Raw genomic sequence first — 14,903 nt, 5'->3', positions numbered from 1 at the left:
ACATGACGTGACGGCCGGCACCCGTGCACGGGGTGTCCGGCCGTCTCCCCAGCTCGGGGCGGTCCGCGCTACTCCTGCGGCGCGAACTTCAGCTTGTCGCCGAGCCGGTCCACGAGCTGCTCCTGGAGCCCTTCCCTCATCTCGTCCGGGCAGGGCGTGCCGCGCGAGAACCCGTACGGTGCCGCCAGCCGGTACGTGCCCGCCTCCGGGGCGATCAGCACCGTCCACGTGTCGCCGTCGACGGTCTCGTCCGTCTCCGTCAGGCAGCCGTTGACGTTCTCGAACGTCTTCGGCGTGCCCTCGGGACGGTCCTCGGAGTCCTCCGTCTCCCGGGGCGGCTTCAGCTTCTTGCCCTCGGAGTCGACGAGGCTCAGCCACGGCGAGTACGGCATCCGGACCAGGACGGGGCCCGCCCTGTTCACGTCGATCGTCCACTCGCCCTGTTCGGCGCGCTGGACGAACGCGTTCGGCTCGGCCAGCGGGGCCGGGTCGGTCACCTGGAACAGCTGCCAGTTGGCGTCGCCCCAGATCTGCTTCAGGTAGGGCAGCCCCCGCTGCACCAGCTCGCGCTCCCGCTCGCCGCCGTCACCGTCCGGCTCGTCCTTGGGCAGCACCACGAAGTGCACCGCCCAGCGCTGGAGCCACTCGTGGTAGTTCGCCGAGTTGAGCGTGTCGTCGTAGAAGAGGGGGTTGCGCTCCATGTCGGCCTGGCGGTTCCAGCCGCGGGCCAGGTTCACGTACGGGGCGAGCGCCGAGGCCTCGCGGTGGGAACGGGCGGGGATGACCTCCACCCGGCCCTTCCCCGCGCCGACCTCCTGGAGCTCGTTCACGAGCGGCGCCAGCTCGCGCGCCCAGGAGGCGGCCGGCGTGGTGTGGACGGCGTCGTCGGCCGACTTGAAACCGATCCAGCCCGCGAAGCCGGCGAGCGCGACGACCACCGCGTACCACTTGCGCGAGCGCGGCACCGTGAAGGGCAGCGCGGCCACCAGCACCGCCCCGGCGAAGAGCATCGACAGGCGCGTGATGTTGGAGCCGATCTGGGAGCTGATCACCCAGACCAGGAGCACGGCCAGCCCGTAGACCGCCGACGTGATCCGCACGGTGGTCCAGGCGCGCGGCACCAGCGCGAACACGAAGCCCGCGTAGAGCAGCGGCAGGACGGTCGAGCCGAAGCCCATGGGCTGGGTGCCGGAGAACGGGAACAGCCAGGCCGACAGCGCGACCACCGCGGCCGGCGCCAGGCCCAGCGCCCAGGCGCCCGGCCGGCGCTTCTGGAGGAAGAGGGCCACCGCCACCAGGCCCACGAACAGGCCCGAGACGGGCGAGGCCATCGTGGACAGCGCGGCCAGCGGCGCCGCGCACAGCGCCTTCGCCCAGCGCTCGTGGCGCCAGCGGTGCGGCCAGCAGAACACCGTGGCCACCGCGCCCAGCGCGAACATCGTGCCGAGCCCGAACGTCACCCGCCCGGAGATGGCGTTGGCCAGCAGCCCGAACAGACCGGCGAGCGACGCCCACAGGGGATTGCGGACCACGCGGCTGCGGATCAGGATCAGCGTCAGCAGCCCGGCCGACACCGTCCCCGCGATCATCATCGTGGTCCGCACGCCGAGCACCGACATCAGATACGGCGACACCACGCTGTACGACACCGGGTGCATGCCGCCGTACCAGGCGAGGTTGTACGCCGAGGCCGGGTGCCGGCCGACGAACTCCGCCCACGCGTCCTGCGCCGCGAGGTCGCCGCCACTGTTCGCGAAGGTGAAGAACCAGGCGATGTGGAGGATTCCGGCGAGGGCGGTGACGGACAGGACGGGGTGACGCAGCATGCGCTCGCGCACGGCCAGGAGGGCGGCGTTCACCGCGGACGGCGCTTCCGGCTCGGCAGGCTCCGGCCCCGCGGGCTCCGGCCCGGCAGGGTCCGGCCCGGCACGGTCGGGCTCACGATCGCCGTCCGCCGGTCCGGCGCCGGTCCTCCCGCCGTCCCCGGCGTCCTTGCGGGGTGCGGGTACGCGTGGTCGCGGGCCCGTCCCCGAGCCCGGATCGGCGTCGTCGGCGCGTGTCGGCTCCGCAGTGGCCACCTGAAGGCACTCCCCGTGTCCCGTCTTCTGCTTGCGGCCGCGTCGGTTCCGTACTCTGCACGGCCGCGTTCCCGCGACCCGGCGACCTGCCCCGTTTCGTGACGCTAGCACGCGCTCACGCGCCCTGGCCTCTCCGCCCGCGCGGGTGCCCCGCGCCCCTGCGGCTCATGCTCGCCGCAGGGGACACGGGGCACCGTGTCGCGGTCCGGCCCGGCGGGCCGGCGGGTCAGCCGATCCGGGTCAGCTTGTCCGTGAAGGCCGGTTCGACCAGGTCCTGCTGGAGGGCGACGGGCACCTTCACCGCGCCGCTCACCCCGCCGTCGCCCACGGTGAGCGTGCCCACCTTGGTGCCGGCCTTCGCCGTGTGCGGCACCTCGTCCGCCTCGAAGGTCAGCTTGACGGTCAGGCCCGGCCAGCCGACGGCCTTGACGTCCTGCGTGGCGACGACGGGCGTCCGGCCGCCGAGGCCGTCGTCGACGTACCCGACGACGGAGCCCTTCTTCAGGATCGTCGACGACTCCAGGGTGTCCTGCGCGGCCCGGATCAGCTCGTCGCCGGCGCTCAGCGCGGCGGCGAGGATCCCCTGGTCCGCGGTCGCCGGCTGGCGCACCACGGCCCCGATGATGGTCCGGGTCTCGCCCCCGACCTCCTTCTTCGCCGCGAAGACCAGGTTGCCGAGCGCGGAGGTGGTGGTGCCGGTCTTGATGCCGACCACGTTGTTGTGACCGACCAGCTGGTTCCAGTTGCCGTGGTTCGCGCCCTTGTAGTCGTCGTACGACATCATCGCGGCGACCTCGCGGAACGCGGGCTGCTTCATCGCCTCCTTGGCCAGCTTCACCTGGTCCACGGCCGTGCTCACCGTCGTGTTGTTCAGACCCGACGGGTCGGTGTACGTGGTGTTGGTCATGCCGAGGTCCTTCGCGGCGGCGTTCATCTTCTCGACGAACGCCTTCTCCGACCCCGCGTCCCAGCGGGCCAGCAGCCGCGCCACGTTGTTCGCGGACGCGATCAGGATGCTCTGCAGGGCCTCGCGCTCGGAGATCTTGTCGCCCGCGTAGACCTTGACGGTCGACTCCTGGCCCGCCTCCGACTGGTCCTCGGCGGTCTGGTCGATCGCGATCTCCGGGCCGGCGGCGCCGCTCTTGAGCGGGTGGTCGCGCAGGATGACGTACGCGGTCATGACCTTGGCGACACTGGCGATCGGCACGGGCTTCTGCTCGCCGGAGGAGCCGAACGAACCGATGCCCTGCACGTCGAGCGCGGCCTGTCCCGCGGACGGCCACGGGATCTCGGGCTTGCCGCCCTCGAAGGTGAAGCTCTCCTGCGCCGTGAGGTCGAGCGTCGGCTCGGGCAGCGGGCGCATCGACTGCACCACACCGAAGACGATCACCAGCAGGACGACCAGCGGGGTCCAGATCTTGACCCGGCGCACGGTCGTCCGCAGCGGGGTCTCCGGGGGCGGCGGGGTGTTCGTCAGCTCCGCCAGCAGGTCCAGCGGCGGCTTCGGCGGCAGCGGCTGCTGCGTGGTCCGGTCGGGACCGACCTGCGGCACGGCCGCGGTGGCCGCGGCGGCGGACGCGCGGGGCGCCCCGGTGCCGGGCTGCGCGGGCCGCGGGGGCTTGCGGGTCGCCGGATCGTCCGGCTGCCGCAGCGCGACGAACTTGCTGGTGCGCTCGGCCTCGGCCTCGGCCTCCGTCTCGGGCTTGCCGGCCTCGTCGGGATTGTCCGGCTTGCCGGTCTTGCCGCTCTTGCCGGCCTTCCCGCCCTTCTTCCCGGCGTCGCCCAGCTTCAGCATGGTCGTCGGCTGGTCCACGGAGGGCTTGGCGGGCGGCCGTACGGCCTTGAAGACGGCGGTGGGCTGATCGACGGGGCTCGGGTCGGCCCCGGTCTCGCCGTCCGCCTCGTCCTTCACCGCGTCGTCCGTCCCGTCCGCGTCGGGGCGCGGCTCGGCGGCGGCGCGCTCGTCCGCGCGCTCCTCGGAGGCGTCGGGGCCGTCGGAGGCGTCCTCGGGCCCGTCCGGGGCCGCGTCGGCGTCCTGGGCCGGCTTGCCGGGGGACGCGGCGTTCTCCGGCTCGCCCTCGGCCTCGGGCCGGGCGTTCGCGGCGGCCCGCTCGTCCGCGGTGGCGACCCACGCCGCCACGACATCGCGCAGCCGGCCGTCACCGGAGGTCTCCGACGCGCTCTTCCCGCCGGCCTCCTCCGGATTGTCGCCGTCCTCGCCGTCCACCTGAGCACCGGACCCGGGCTCGGCGTCGGCGTCGGGCTTGGTGCCGGCCTCGGCCTCGGGCTCGGGTTCCGCGTCGGTTCCGGCCTTGGACTCGGACTCAGACTCGGCCTCGGCCTTCGCCTCGTCGTCCGCCGCGGCCTCGGCCTCGCCGCCACCCTCAGGCGTCTCGGACTCCGCCGTGTCCGCCTCCGCCGTGTCCGGCTCCGGCGTCCCGGCCTTCGTGCTGCCGGCTTCAGGCGTCTCCGCCTCGGTGTCCGTGTCGCGGACCGAAAGCACCCGGGTGGCCGTATCCACGCCCCCGCGGGGCTTTTGGGACCCGGCGGACGCCGACGGCTCCGCGGAGTCCCGCGCCACCGCCAGCCGCGGATCACGCGGCTCGCTCGCCTCTGTCCTGGCTTCGGGAACCGGACCCGCGCTCCCCGACGTCGGTTCTTCCGACGACTCGCGCTGCTTCGACCTGTCGGGGGACTCGCCCGCCACCGATGCCTCCTCCATGCGCCGCACGTCCTGTGTGCGCTACCGAACATGTACCAGTGTCCTGTGTACGGGTAGGACCCACGCGGTAGACGAGAACGACATACCTACTGGTTCCACTACGAAGCGGTCACGCACCCTCGACAGACCAATGTGAGAGGGGTCACCCTGTCTGTCATCCACGCGGGGAGGCATGGATGGGCAGGAGCCGCAGAACACTTCCGGAGGAGCTTCTGCTGCTGGCGCTGGACCCGACCACGGGTACCACCGCACAGCCGCAGTCGCTCGACCTCGGTCTGGCCGGAGCACAGCTGGTGGAGCTGGCGCTGGCCGGACGGATAGCCCCAGACGGGGATCGTATCGCCGTGGTGGCCCCACGGCCGACTGGAGATCCGACACTCGACTGCGCGTTGGAGTTGCTGCGAAGGCGTGGCGCTCCCGTACGGGCGGTCAACTGGATTGGCGGGCCCCGCCTGGGGCTGCGTCAGACCTACCTCTCGCATCTGGAGCGCTGCGGCATGGTGCATGCCGTGGAGGGCCAGATGTGCGGGGTGCTGCCGACGACTCGCTACCAGGCGACGGACACGGCGATCAGCCGGGAGATCAAGGCCCGGCTGGACTCGGCGATCCGCACCGGCGTACCGCCGGACCCGCGGACCGCGGCGCTCGCCGCGCTGGCCCACGCGGTCGGACTCGGCAAGCACCTCTACCCGGGCAACGAAGGACGCTCGTCGCGGTCCCGGCTGCGTGACCTCATCCGGCACGACCCCATGGGCGGCCTGGTGGCGCACGCGGTGATGGACGTCCAGAACGGTGCGGCGGCGCAGCCGCGCCGCAGCCCGGCACCGGCCGGCCGGCAGGCCGCCGGACCGGGGGCGAGGCCCGCCCCGGAACCCGCCCGCGGTGTTCCGGCGCAACCGCGCCACGGATCCATGGCCCGTGCCGTGGTCCACTGAGCCGCACCACGGGCGTCACCGACGCACCACGCACGACCGCACCACGCACGACCACGCACCGCCGCACCGACAGTCCCCTGGACCCGGTAACGGGAGCCGCAGGTCCGCGCGGGGCCGCGGGACCGACCGTACGTCCGGCACACCCGGACGGGGCCGGACCCGCCGCCCCGCGCGGCCATGTGTGCGCAAGCGGTCCGGAACCGGCGTACGGGCAGCGCATGTCGGCCGTTTGCCAGCGCCGGAAAGCACCTTGGTGGCAGTCTGCTCAACAGCAGATACGCAAAGTGGCAGGCATGAGTCACGCAGCCGGAGGTGCACGTCCCGTGGCGTCCAATGTCAATCCCACCGTCAGGCGGCGCCGGCTGGGCCAGGAGCTGCGCCGGCTCCGCGAGCTCAAGGGCATGACGGCCGAGGAGGTGGCGGAGCGGCTGCTGGTCTCGCAGTCGAAGATCAGCCGCCTGGAGAACGGCCGGCGCAGCATCAGCCAGCGCGACGTCCGCGACCTGTGCGGGGTGTACGAGGTCGAGGACCAGCGGGTCGTCGACTCGCTGATGCAGATGGCGAAGGACTCGCGCCAGCAGGGCTGGTGGCACGCCTTCGGGGACATCCCCTACAGCGTCTACATCGGCCTGGAGACCGACGCGGAGTCGCTGCGCACGTACGAACCACAGATCATCACCGGCCTGTTGCAGACCCGTCAGTACGCCGAGGCGCTCATCCAGGGCGCGTTGCCCGAGACGTCGGTCGCCGACATCGAGAAGCGGGTCCAGGTCCGCATACGGCGTCAGGAGCGCATCTCCGCCGCCGGCAACCCGCTGCGGCTGTGGGTGGTCCTCGACGAGGCGTCGCTGCGCCGGGTGGTGGGCGGCAAGCAGGTGATGCGCGAACAGCTCGAGCACGTCGCCGAGATGTCGCACCTGCCACACATCACCGTGCAGGTGCTGCCGTACGACGTCGGGGCGCACCCCGGCATCAACGGGCAGTACTCGATCCTGGAGTTCGCCGACGCGGCCGACTCCAGCGTCGTGTACATCGAGGGCGTCACCAGCGACCTGTACCTGGAGAAGGCGCAGGACGTGCAGAAGTACACGGTGATGTACGAGCACCTGAGGGCCCAGGCGCTGAACGTGGAGCAGTCCCGTCAGCTCATCGAGGACGTGGCGAAGGAGTACGCACGCTGAGGGCGGCGGGGATGCTACACCCCCGCCGCGCTGTTCAGGAAGAGTCACCTGGAATATGCCATCCGGTCGGGTGAACGGCGGCTCCGATCGGCGAGGTCAGCGAGTAGCGTCGATCACGCCAAAGATCACGTGTCATTGGCGTAAACCCCCTCACTCGCCATCGGAGCAGACATGGCAATTCTTCAGGGCGCCACGGATTCTTGGACCAAGTCCTCCTACTCCGGAGGAAACGGCGCGTGCGTCGAGGTCAAGTCCCCGGTCGTGGCGGCGCTCGCGGTCCGCGACTCCAAGGTTCCCGCGGGTCCGGTGCTGGCCTTCCCGGCCGATGCCTGGAACGCCTTCGTGGCCTCGGTCAAGGGGTAACGACCCGGCGCACGACCCCACCGGCCCCAGCGGCCCCGCCGGCAGAGCCCTCTCGACCAGTTCGCCGACCTTGCCGAGAGGGCCCTGTTCACTCCGGCGGCACGGTCACCTCACCGGGAACGCCACGTCGCACACCGGGTCCTCCGGTCCGGCCGCGTCCCAGTCGGCGAAGTACACCTCACGGCACGGCCCGTCCACGGTCAGACCCCGGTCGGTGATCCACGCCTCCACCGCCTCGAAGGCCGCCAGGATCTGCGGATGGGCCACCTGGGCCTTGGTGATCCGGGTGCAGGCCAGCCGCCGGGCCGGCTCCACCCGAACCCGCGCCCGAACCGCACGCCCCTGCCGCTCCACCCACGCCCGTGCCGCCGCCTCGTCGGCGACCGGCACGCACGACTCGGCCGGGCCGTCGCTCTCCGCCGACACCTCGGAGTGGTAGACGACGAACGGCGCCGCCGTCACACCCCCGCAGCCGCGGGCCGCCTCCTCCAGCCGACCCAGCGAGGCACCGATCCACGCCGGCAGCTCGTGCGCCAGCGTGTGCCGGGTCTCGGTGATCAGCACCTGACCGGGCACGTCCACCGTCTCGACCGCGAACTTCTCGTACACCTCGGAGCTCCTTCCCGAAAACCGTGCACGGAGGTACGCGGCGAGCGTGCGCTGCCCGGCGAACCGCGCTTCCACGTCCGCCCAGTACGCGCCGAGCAGACCGGCCGCACCGGGCCCGTCGGCACGGACCACCTCGGCGACCCCCGCCAACGGCATGTCGAGCTGGCGCAACAGGGCCACGAGCCGGGCGCGTTCGACCTGGCCGGTGCGGTAGTAGCGGTAGCCGGTGGTCTCGTCCACATGGGCCGGCACCAGCAGGCCCAGGCGGTCGTACAACCGCAGGGCCTTGGGCGACAGCCGGGCCCGCGCGGCGAACGCCCCGATGGTCAGCAACTCGTCGTCGCGCGCATCGTCCACGTCGTCATCCTCCGTCGCCGGGCGGCCTGTCCGCCCGGCGGCCACGAGGCTCGGGCCTGCCCCAGGGGCAAGGTCAACCGGCGAGGCGCTCCTCCACGGCCGCGACGACCTCGGCCGACTCCGGCTCGGTCTGCGGCGAGAAGCGGGCCGCCACCTTGCCGTCCCGTCCGATCAGGAACTTCTCGAAGTTCCAGCGGATGTCCCCGCTGTGCCCCTCGGCGTCGGCGAAGCCGGTCAGGCGGTCGTACAGCGGGTGCCGGTCCGCCCCGTTGACGTCCACCTTCTCGGTCATCGGGAACGTCACCCCGTACGTCGCCGAGCAGAACTCGGCGATCTCGTCGGCGTTGCCGGGCTCCTGGCCCATGAACTGGTTGCACGGCACGCCGAGCACGGTGAAGCCCCGCTCCGCGTACCGCTCGTGCAGCCGCTCCAGACCGGCGTACTGCGGGGTCAGCCCGCACTTGGAGGCCACGTTGACCACCAGCACCACCTGGCCGGCGTACTGGGAGAGGCCGGCGGCCCCGCCCTGGAGGGCACCGATTTCGACGTCGAGGGGAAGGCTGTCGTTGCTGTTCTCTGCGGTCGTCATGCCCGGATGCTAGCCCCGCCCCCGCTCCCGCCGCCCGCCCGCGTCAGCCCTGTCGCCGCATCCCCGTGACGAGCAGGGCGACCAGCCGGCGCGCGTCGTAGGCCGGGTCGTTCTCGGCGCCGATGCACAGGTTGCCGACCCCGCGCATGAGCTCCAGGGCCCCGAGACCGGGACGCACCTCGCCGGAGGCGACGGCGGCGTCGAGGAGTTCGGCGCACACCGGCACGAGCCGGTCGAGGAAGTAGGCGTGCAGCGTCTCGAAACCGGCCTCGTCGGACCGCAGCGCGGCGGCCAGCCCGTGCTTGGTGACCAGGAAGTCCACGAAGAGGTCGATCCACCGTCCCAGGGCGGCGTGGGGGCTGGTGGCGCTCGCCAGCAGCGCCGGGCCCGCCTCCGCCAGGGCCTCGACCTGGTGCCGGTAGACGGCGACGACGAGATCGGCCCGCGTCGGGAAGTGGCGGTAGATGGTGCCCGTCCCCACGCCGGCCGCGGCGGCGATGTCGCGCACCGGCGCCTCCACCCCCGACGCGACGAATACGGCGGCGGCCGCGTCCAGCAGCGCCTGCTGATTGCGCCGGGCGTCCTTGCGCTTCGGTCCGGCGGCGCTTCCCGTGCTCTGACCGCTGTCGTTCACGCGACGCGTCCTCTCCTGCCCTTGCGAAACGGAACAGTGCTCCGTATTGTTTTCGGAACGACGTTCCGTTTCCTGCATCATGGCAGACCGCGGAGCCGTCGGCCAGGCCACCCGTCTGTCGTGGCCCCTCATCTCCCCCTCTGCCGGGCCCGGCGCACCGCCGGGTCCCGCCCCGCGCACACCGTACGGAAGGCATCGCCATGTCCGCACCGAACCCCGCGACCGCACACGAGAGCGCGAGCACGCCCACCGTGCTCTCCGCCAAGCCCGTGATCCTGCCCGCCCCCGGCCGCGGCGAGGACCTCCAGGTCCGGGTCTCCGCACCCGCGACCGGCGACGGCCTGCCCGTCGTCGTCTTCTCGCACGGCTTCGGCTCGTCCATGGACGGCTACGCCCCGCTCGCCGACCACTGGGCCGCCCGGGGCTTCGTCGTCCTGCAGCCGACCCACCTGGACTCCAGGACGCTCGGCATCCCCGCCGAGGACCCCCGCACCCCGCGGATGTGGCGCTTCCGCGTCGAGGACCTCAAGCGGGTCCTCGACGGACTCGACGTCCTCGCGGCCGCCGTACCGGGACTCGGCGGCCGTCCCGACCGCGACCGCGTCGCCGTGGCCGGACACTCGTGGGGGGCCCAGACGGCGAGCACGCTGCTGGGCGCCCGCGTCCTCGACGCCGACGGGGTACCCGGCGAGGACCTGTCCGACCCGCGGGTCGCGGCGGGCGTCCTGCTCGCCCTGCCCGGCCTCGGCGACGACCTGACCCCGTTCGCCGCCGAGCACCTGCCCTTCATGCGGCCGTCCTTCGACCGCATGACGACCCCGGCCCTGGTCGTCGCCGGCGACCACGACCGGTCCGCCCTGTCCACCCGCGGACCGGACTGGTTCACCGACCCGTACACGTACAGCCCCGGCAGCAAGAGCCTGCTCACCCTCTACGGTGCCGAGCACTCCCTCGGCGGCATACCGGGCCACGAGGTCGCCGAGACCACGGACGAGAACCCGGCCCGGGTGGCCCTGCTCCAGCGCCTCACCACGGCCTACCTGCGCAGCGCCCTGGACCCGGCGGACAACGCCTGGAAGGAGGCGACCGCCGCACTGGCGGAGGACACCGCCCCGCTGGGCGGGGTGGAGAGCAAGTAGGGGCGGACCCCCCCGGCCGGACGGGTGTCCGCCCGGCCGGGGGCGCCGCGCGCCGCGGTGCGTGACGTTCAGTGGGCGTGGCCCCGGAGCCAGTGGGGCCGGCGCCCGGCCGGACGGCGGGTTTCCGTCGTCGCGCCCGCGCCGCCGGGAGCGGTCCGCCCGACCGGCTGGTCGGCCGATTCGTCGTACTCCGGGGCGGACCGGGCCGCCGACGCCCGGTCCATGCGGCGCCGCTGGCCGCGCCGGCGCGCCATCACCGTGTCGGCCAGCAGCATCCACATGCCCAGACCGAAGATCAGCGTCAGGGCGACGCCTCCGAGGAACGCCCCGAGGGTGTTGATCGTGAACGGCTGGCTCCCCAGGAGGGTCACCGTGTAGTCCGGGCCGCCGGACAGGTTGTAAGCGATCAGCAGCCCCGCGAAGGCGGCGGCGCACGCCATGAGCAGAAGACCCAGCAGCACCATGGTTCTCACCTCGTCGTGTGGTGGGTTCGCTCTGAACGGGTTTCCAGGAGGCGAGGGGAGTAAAACGCCCTCGGCCGACCGGACCGGACCGGACTCGGGCGAAGGTGCCGGGGTGGGGGCGGTTTCATTCGACGCCACCCATGGCGCCAGTTGGTGCCATCCGGTGCCACCAGAAGGGCCCCGATCGGACGGAGTCCTGGTCGCTAGAACTACTTCTCGGACTGTTTCCGCAGGTCATAGCTGGGCTGAACCGTCGCGGGTCATGCGCGATGCCATCAATGCTTGCGGGTGGCGCCATGATGGTGCCATGATGGCGTCATGGACCTCACCCCGTATGTCGACACCATCCGCCGCGAACTCGTGGTGGCTGCCGAGGCCGGCGGCGACGAAGCCCGCGAGCTGGCCGAGCGGCTGACGGCTCCCCTGGAGTCGGCGACCCGCCTGACCATGCTCAACGTGCTCTCCGCCGCGATGGACGAGATCACCCGTGAACTCGCCCCCGGCTCGGTCGACGTGCGGCTGCGCGGGCTGGACCCCGACTTCGTCGTGACACCCCCGCCCACCGACGGCGCCGCCACCGTCGAGCCGGCCGGGACCGCCGGGCCGCTCCCCACCCCGGCCCCGGCCGACGGTGACGAGGGAGGGACCGCCCGCGTCAACCTGCGCCTGCCCGCCCATCTGAAGGCGCGCGCCGAGGAGGCCGCGAACCGTGAGGGCCTGTCGGTCAACGCGTGGCTCGTGCGGGCCGTGTCGGCCGCGGTCGACGGCGGCGGCACACCGCGCACGACTGAGCGGGCCCGCAGCACCGGACAGAGCTTCACGGGCTGGGTGCGCTAGCCGCGCCGGCCCCTGACCCCGAGCAAGAAGCACCGAAGCGGCAGCACCCGAAGAAGAAGCACAGCACCCACAGCACGTCCCACCAGCGGGGACACCCCCAGGACTCACGAGGACGGTACAGCCATGCCTTCTTTCGACACTCCCGAACCGATCACGGTGACCGCCCACGTGGGCGCCGGATCCGTCCGGTTCACCGCGAGCGACCGCCCCGACACCGTCGTCGAGGTCCGGCCCGGCGACCCGAAGCGCGACAAGGACGTACGGGCCGCCGAGCAGACCGAGGTCTCCTTCGCGGGCGGCGTCCTGACGATCAGCACCAAGGAGCGGCGGTTCATCGGGCCGGCCGGCGCCGTCGACGTGACGGTGGAGCTGCCCACGGGCTCGCGCGTCGACACGACCGGCTCCTGGACCCAGGTGCTCGGCGAGGGACGGCTGGGCGAGGTCCGGGTGAAGACCTCGGGCGGTGACGTCCGCCTGGACACGACCGGTCCGCTCCGGCTGACCGCCTCCCACGGCTCCGTCACCGTGGACCGGGTCGAGGGCGGGGCCGAGATCACCACCAGCTCCGGCAGCGTGCGCGTCGGCCTCCTCGAAGGCTCCGCCGTGCTGAAGAACTCGCACGGCTCCACGACCGTCGGCGCCGCGCTCGGCGACCTGCGGGTCAGCCACGCCAACGGTGACATCGGCATCACCCGAGCCGAGGGCTCGCTCACCGCCACCACCGCCCACGGCACGCTGCGGGTGGACGAGGTGGCCCGCGGCGAGGTGCAGTTGGAGACCTCCTACGGCGCCATCGAGATCGGCATCCGGGAGGGCACGGCCGCCTGGCTCGACGCGTACTCCGGCGCCGGGCAGGTGCGCAACACGCTCACCGCGTCCGACGCCCCCGGGCAGGCCGAGGACACCGTCAAGGTCCGCGCCCGCACCCGGTACGGCAACATCGACGTCCGCCGCGCCAAGGGCTGAGCACCTCCCGACGGCACCGCCCGACCACGCCGTCACGTTCCACCCCGTCACCCCACACCGGTCATCCGACCCCTCGAACGGGAGGGCTCCATGCCTTCATCTGTCATGCCCACGCCCAGGCAGGGCGACCCGGCGCCGACCGCCGTCACCGCCGCCGGCCTGCGCAAGGCGTACGGCGACAAGACGGTCCTCGACGGCATCGACCTGCACATCCCCACCGGGTCCGTCTTCGCGCTGCTCGGTCCCAACGGCGCCGGCAAGACCACCGCCGTGAAGATCCTCTCCACGCTCGTCTCCGCCGACGGCGGGCAGGCCCGGGTCGCGGGCCACGACATCGCCACGTCACCGGACGGCGTACGGGCGGCGATCGGCGTCACCGGGCAGTTCTCCGCCGTCGACGGCCTGATCACCGGCGAGGAGAACATGCTCCTGATGGCGGACCTGCACCACCTCTCCCGTGCCGAGGGGCGGCGGGTGACCGCCGAGCTGCTCGAGCGCTTCGACCTGGCCGACGCGGCGAAGAAGCCCGCCTCCGCCTACTCCGGTGGCATGAAGCGCCGCCTGGACATCGCGATGACCCTGGTGGGCAGCCCGCGGATCATCTTCCTCGACGAGCCGACCACCGGCCTCGACCCGCGCTCGCGGCACACCATGTGGGGCATCATCCGCGAACTCGTCACGGGCGGGGTGACCGTCTTCCTCACCACCCAGTACCTCGAGGAGGCCGACGAACTCGCCGACCGCATCGCCGTGCTGAACGGCGGGAGGATCGTCGCCGAGGGGAGCGCCGAGGAGCTGAAGCGGCTCGTCCCCGGCGGACACGTGCGCCTGCGCTTCTCCGACCCGGCCGCCCACCGGTCCGCCGCCACCGCGCTGCGGGAGGTCACCCGGGACGACGAGGCGCTCACGCTGCAGATCCCCTCGGGCGGCAGCCAGCGCGAACTGCGCTCCGTCCTCGACCGGCTGGACGCCGCCGGCATCGAGGCGGACGAGCTGACCGTGCACACCCCCGACCTCGACGACGTGTTCTTCGCCCTGACCGGCGGCACCGACCAGCCCAAGGAGACCGCCCGATGAGCACCCCCGTGGCGCCCGCCCGTCCGTCCCGCCTCTCCCTCGCCGTGCGCGACTCCGCCACGATGCTGCGCCGCAACCTCCTGCACGCCCGGCGCTACCCGTCCCTGACGCTGAACCTGCTGCTCACGCCGGTCATGCTCCTGCTGCTCTTCGTCTACGTCTTCGGCGACGTGATGAGCGCCGGCATCGGGGACGGCGGAGCCGACCGCTCCGAGTACATCGCCTACCTGGTGCCGGGCCTGCTGCTGATGACCATCGGCAGCACCACGATCGGCACCGCGGTGTCCGTATCCATGGACATGACCGAGGGCATCATCGCCCGCTTCCGCACCATGGCCATCCATCGCGGCTCCGTCCTCGTCGGGCACGTCGTCGGCAGCGTGGTGCAGTCGGTCGTGAGCGTGCTCCTCGTCGGCGCCGTCGGCGTGGCCATCGGCTTCCGGTCCACGGACGCCACGGCTTTGGAGTGGCTGGCGGCGTTCGGACTGCTGGTGCTCTTCACCCTGGCGCTCACCTGGATCGCGGTCGGCATGGGGCTGGTCAGCCCGAACGCCGAGGCGGCCAGCAACAACGCGATGCCGCTGATCTTCCTCCCGCTCATCTCCAGCGCCTTCGTGCCGGTGGACGCGATGCCGGGCTGGTTCCAGCCGGTCGCCGAGTACCAGCCGTTCACCCCGGCCATCGAGACCCTGCGCGGCCTGCTCCTCGGCACCGGGATCGGCCACAACGGCTGGCTCGCACTCGCCTGGTGCCTGGGCCTCACCGCGCTCGGCTACGTCTGGTCGAAGGCGGTCTTCCAGCGCGACCCGAAGTGAACCGGGGCCGACGGCACCTCCCGTGCGCGGCGCACTCCGACACCCCGTCGGCGTGCGCCGCCGCCGGTTCCGGCCGGTCCGCGGCACCACGGCACCACGCGGGGCCGGCCGAGGCGGCCCCAAGCCGGAGCGGGGCT

At 72.6% G+C, this 14,903-nt stretch carries 14 protein-coding genes; 8 read left to right on the top strand and 6 right to left on the bottom strand.

Annotated features, from left to right (window positions below; translation table 11 throughout):
- Positions 1 to 68: 68 nt before the first annotated feature.
- Together AC0VYN_RS33035 and AC0VYN_RS33030 are read right to left on the bottom strand one after the other, a co-directional pair.
- Complete coding sequence (locus tag AC0VYN_RS33035; RefSeq protein ID WP_475533923.1) at positions 69 to 2,078, bottom strand: MFS transporter; 2,010 nt, start codon at positions 2,076 to 2,078, stop codon at positions 69 to 71.
- Positions 2,079 to 2,304: 226 nt separating this feature from the next.
- On the bottom strand, positions 2,305 to 4,800 hold the full coding sequence (locus tag AC0VYN_RS33030; RefSeq protein WP_475533922.1) for a D-alanyl-D-alanine carboxypeptidase: 2,496 nt from the start codon (positions 4,798 to 4,800) through the stop codon (positions 2,305 to 2,307).
- Positions 4,801 to 4,976: 176 nt separating this feature from the next.
- Here AC0VYN_RS33030 and AC0VYN_RS33025 point away from each other — a divergent pair, with 176 nt between their 5' ends.
- The 3 genes from AC0VYN_RS33025 to AC0VYN_RS33015 all read left to right on the top strand — a co-directional run bounded on the left by AC0VYN_RS33025 (position 4,977) and on the right by AC0VYN_RS33015 (position 7,279).
- Positions 4,977 to 5,735 (top strand): GOLPH3/VPS74 family protein, encoded by a 759-nt coding sequence (locus tag AC0VYN_RS33025; RefSeq protein ID WP_189233184.1) that lies wholly within the window; start codon positions 4,977 to 4,979, stop codon positions 5,733 to 5,735.
- Between the two features lie 323 nt (positions 5,736 to 6,058).
- Positions 6,059 to 6,916, top strand: a complete 858-nt coding sequence (locus tag AC0VYN_RS33020) for a helix-turn-helix domain-containing protein (RefSeq protein ID WP_451686385.1) — start codon at positions 6,059 to 6,061, stop codon at positions 6,914 to 6,916.
- 171 nt (positions 6,917 to 7,087) lie between these two features.
- Positions 7,088 to 7,279, top strand: coding sequence for a DUF397 domain-containing protein (locus AC0VYN_RS33015; RefSeq protein WP_385465395.1), 192 nt, complete (start codon positions 7,088 to 7,090; stop codon positions 7,277 to 7,279).
- Between the two features lie 105 nt (positions 7,280 to 7,384).
- On the opposite strand, the gene AC0VYN_RS33010 is transcribed toward AC0VYN_RS33015, so the two are convergent.
- From AC0VYN_RS33010 to AC0VYN_RS33000, 3 genes are all read right to left on the bottom strand, one after another.
- Positions 7,385 to 8,245, bottom strand: coding sequence for a MerR family transcriptional regulator (locus AC0VYN_RS33010; protein WP_475533921.1), 861 nt, complete (start codon positions 8,243 to 8,245; stop codon positions 7,385 to 7,387).
- 73 nt (positions 8,246 to 8,318) lie between these two features.
- On the bottom strand, positions 8,319 to 8,834 hold the full coding sequence (locus AC0VYN_RS33005; protein WP_475533920.1) for a glutathione peroxidase: 516 nt from the start codon (positions 8,832 to 8,834) through the stop codon (positions 8,319 to 8,321).
- 43 nt (positions 8,835 to 8,877) lie between these two features.
- Positions 8,878 to 9,468, bottom strand: coding sequence for a TetR/AcrR family transcriptional regulator (locus tag AC0VYN_RS33000; protein WP_451627585.1), 591 nt, complete (start codon positions 9,466 to 9,468; stop codon positions 8,878 to 8,880).
- Positions 9,469 to 9,668: 200 nt separating this feature from the next.
- Between AC0VYN_RS33000 and AC0VYN_RS32995 the strand changes: the two genes are divergently transcribed.
- Positions 9,669 to 10,607 carry an alpha/beta hydrolase family protein gene (locus AC0VYN_RS32995; protein WP_475533919.1) on the top strand — a complete coding sequence of 313 codons (939 nt, stop codon included), beginning with the start codon at positions 9,669 to 9,671 and terminating at the stop codon, positions 10,605 to 10,607.
- Between the two features lie 68 nt (positions 10,608 to 10,675).
- Here the strand turns inward: AC0VYN_RS32995 and AC0VYN_RS32990 are convergent, their stop codons facing one another.
- Positions 10,676 to 11,071: a hypothetical protein gene (locus tag AC0VYN_RS32990; RefSeq protein WP_475533918.1), complete on the bottom strand. Its 396-nt coding sequence runs from the start codon at positions 11,069 to 11,071 to the stop codon at positions 10,676 to 10,678.
- 318 nt (positions 11,072 to 11,389) lie between these two features.
- On the opposite strand from AC0VYN_RS32990, the gene AC0VYN_RS32985 reads away from it, so the two are divergent.
- The 4 genes from AC0VYN_RS32985 (at position 11,390) to AC0VYN_RS32970 (ending at position 14,766) form a co-directional block, all read left to right on the top strand.
- Positions 11,390 to 11,908, top strand: a complete 519-nt coding sequence (locus AC0VYN_RS32985; RefSeq protein WP_475533917.1) for a hypothetical protein — start codon at positions 11,390 to 11,392, stop codon at positions 11,906 to 11,908.
- 123 nt (positions 11,909 to 12,031) lie between these two features.
- Complete coding sequence (locus tag AC0VYN_RS32980) at positions 12,032 to 12,874, top strand: DUF4097 family beta strand repeat-containing protein (RefSeq protein ID WP_475533916.1); 843 nt, start codon at positions 12,032 to 12,034, stop codon at positions 12,872 to 12,874.
- 90 nt (positions 12,875 to 12,964) lie between these two features.
- Positions 12,965 to 13,951 carry an ATP-binding cassette domain-containing protein gene (locus tag AC0VYN_RS32975; protein WP_475533915.1) on the top strand — a complete coding sequence of 329 codons (987 nt, stop codon included), beginning with the start codon at positions 12,965 to 12,967 and terminating at the stop codon, positions 13,949 to 13,951.
- Complete coding sequence (locus tag AC0VYN_RS32970) at positions 13,948 to 14,766, top strand: ABC transporter permease (RefSeq protein ID WP_475533914.1); 819 nt, start codon at positions 13,948 to 13,950, stop codon at positions 14,764 to 14,766. The genes AC0VYN_RS32975 and AC0VYN_RS32970 overlap by 4 nt, the downstream gene beginning before the upstream one ends.
- The last annotated feature ends 137 nt before the right edge of the window (positions 14,767 to 14,903 follow it).

Source organism: Streptomyces sp. 63XJN7_1_ISO-PGPR-S23-121 (assembly GCF_056173025.1).
Note: the sequence above shows the minus strand (reverse complement) of the source record. Positions and strands in the feature narration are given on the sequence as shown.

Coding starts and splice junctions, on each gene's coding strand:
- AC0VYN_RS32970 (WP_475533914.1), top strand. CDS start 13,948: ATGAGCACCCCCGTGGCGCCCGCCCGTCCGTCCCGCCTCTCCCTCGCC.
- AC0VYN_RS32995 (WP_475533919.1), top strand. CDS start 9,669: ATGTCCGCACCGAACCCCGCGACCGCACACGAGAGCGCGAGCACGCCC.
- AC0VYN_RS32975 (WP_475533915.1), top strand. CDS start 12,965: ATGCCTTCATCTGTCATGCCCACGCCCAGGCAGGGCGACCCGGCGCCG.
- AC0VYN_RS32985 (WP_475533917.1), top strand. CDS start 11,390: ATGGACCTCACCCCGTATGTCGACACCATCCGCCGCGAACTCGTGGTG.
- AC0VYN_RS33005 (WP_475533920.1), bottom strand. CDS start 8,834: ATGACGACCGCAGAGAACAGCAACGACAGCCTTCCCCTCGACGTCGAA.
- AC0VYN_RS33025 (WP_189233184.1), top strand. CDS start 4,977: ATGGGCAGGAGCCGCAGAACACTTCCGGAGGAGCTTCTGCTGCTGGCG.
- AC0VYN_RS32980 (WP_475533916.1), top strand. CDS start 12,032: ATGCCTTCTTTCGACACTCCCGAACCGATCACGGTGACCGCCCACGTG.
- AC0VYN_RS33015 (WP_385465395.1), top strand. CDS start 7,088: ATGGCAATTCTTCAGGGCGCCACGGATTCTTGGACCAAGTCCTCCTAC.
- AC0VYN_RS33030 (WP_475533922.1), bottom strand. CDS start 4,800: ATGGAGGAGGCATCGGTGGCGGGCGAGTCCCCCGACAGGTCGAAGCAG.
- AC0VYN_RS32990 (WP_475533918.1), bottom strand. CDS start 11,071: ATGGTGCTGCTGGGTCTTCTGCTCATGGCGTGCGCCGCCGCCTTCGCG.